This window comes from Streptomyces sp. NPDC058964 (genome assembly GCF_042741275.1).
Taxonomy (GTDB): domain Bacteria; phylum Actinomycetota; class Actinomycetes; order Streptomycetales; family Streptomycetaceae; genus Streptomyces.
Genome location: NZ_JBHYKH010000980.1, coordinates 1 through 1,338, shown reverse-complemented (window position 1 = coordinate 1,338; position 1,338 = coordinate 1). Strand labels below are relative to the sequence as shown.

General features: G+C 68.1%; 2 protein-coding genes and 1 tRNA gene. 2 read left to right on the top strand and 1 reads right to left on the bottom strand.

What is annotated here, in order from left to right; all coding sequences use genetic code 11:
* Window positions 1-94 precede the first annotated feature (94 nt).
* Window positions 95-508 (bottom strand): SsgA family sporulation/cell division regulator, encoded by a 414-nt coding sequence (locus ACFW2E_RS46995; RefSeq protein WP_004002642.1) that lies wholly within the window; start codon window positions 506-508, stop codon window positions 95-97.
* A gap of 191 nt (window positions 509-699) precedes the next feature.
* On the opposite strand from ACFW2E_RS46995, the gene ACFW2E_RS46990 reads away from it, so the two are divergent.
* Both ACFW2E_RS46990 and ACFW2E_RS46985 read left to right on the top strand, forming a co-directional pair.
* Entirely contained in the window at window positions 700-1,152 is a 453-nt protein-coding gene (locus ACFW2E_RS46990) for a TIGR02611 family protein (RefSeq protein ID WP_384478329.1), read from the top strand.
* Between the two features lie 78 nt (window positions 1,153-1,230).
* Window positions 1,231-1,302 (top strand) — tRNA-Val (locus ACFW2E_RS46985).
* Window positions 1,303-1,338: the final 36 nt, after the last annotated feature.

Sequence of the window (1,338 nt, the reverse complement as noted above, 5' to 3'; positions counted from 1 at the left end):
CACGGTGACGGCGCCGGTGCGCATGCCGTATGCGGTTGTTTTGGCCCGAGCCGTCTCCCCGAGTGGACGGCGCCGGGCGGCTTCGAGGGGCGGCCTAGCTCTCCGCCAGGATGTGCGAGAGCTCCTGATCCAGATCGAAGTGCCGGTGCTCCGTGCCGGGAGGCACTGCGGCATCCGTCCGCTTCAGGAAGGACTCCAGGGCCCGCGCGGGGGCCTCCAGCAGGGCTTCTCCCTCCGGGGAACTCAGGGCGATGCAGACGACGCCCTGACCATGGCTGCGGGACGGCCAGACGCGGACGTCGCCGGTGCCGGTGGGCCTGTGCAGCCCCTCGGCGAGGAGGTCGCGGGCGAACACCCACTCGACGGTCTCCTCGGCTCCGGTGTGGAAGGTGGCGTGCACGGCGTAGGGGTCGGCCGTGTCGTACCGCAGGCCTGCGGGGACAGGCAGGGAGGACTCGCTCGACACAACGAGGCGCAGGTGCAGCTCGCAGCTGACCGTGGTGTTCATAAGCGCCAGGGCCTTTCGCTCAGTGTGCGCTCGGGGATTCGCACGTCGGCGAAATCGACATGCCACCTACGGTGCCGTTGTAAACCCCTCTGAGTGTTTTGCGTGTCTTTACGACACTCATCCGGCCGAGAACCTGTACGGGATGTACGCCCATTCCGGTGACCGGATTCACTCCGGTAGGGTTTGGCCGTATGAATACGGGGAGTAACGAGCCGAGCGATGTCGCCGTGGCGTCGCAGAGGGCGGAGGCTGACGCGGTGCAGGAAGCGCAAGGGCTCGGATCGAAGGCGCCGGAGTTCATCAAGGCGCGTCGCGCCCTGCATCTGAGCTGGCAGGTCGGCGTCTTCGTGGTCGGCCTGGCGGTCGTGGCCGCGGGCATCGTCATGCTTCCGCTGCCCGGGCCCGGCTGGGTGGTGATCTTCGGCGGCATGGCGATCTGGGCGACCGAGTTCGTCTGGGCCCAGCTCGTGCTCCGCTGGACCAAGCGCAAGGTCACCGAGGCGGCCCAGCGGGCGCTCGACCCCGAGGTGCGCCGCCGCAACCTCACTCTGACGGTGATCGGCCTGGTGATCGTGGCCGTCCTCGTCGGGATCTACATCTGGAAGTTCGGCGTCGTGATGCCCTGGAAGATCAAGGACCAGTGATCCGGCGCGGGGGCGCCGGCGCCGGCCGGACGTGGTCGGACGCACCGCCTGACATGGGGTAATCTTCTTCCTGCGCCCGGGCGATTAGCTCAGTGGGAGAGCGCTTCGTTCACACCGAAGAGGTCACTGGTTCGAACCCAGTATCGCCCACCCGGGATCGGCGGCCCGCCTGCATCAGTGCAGGCG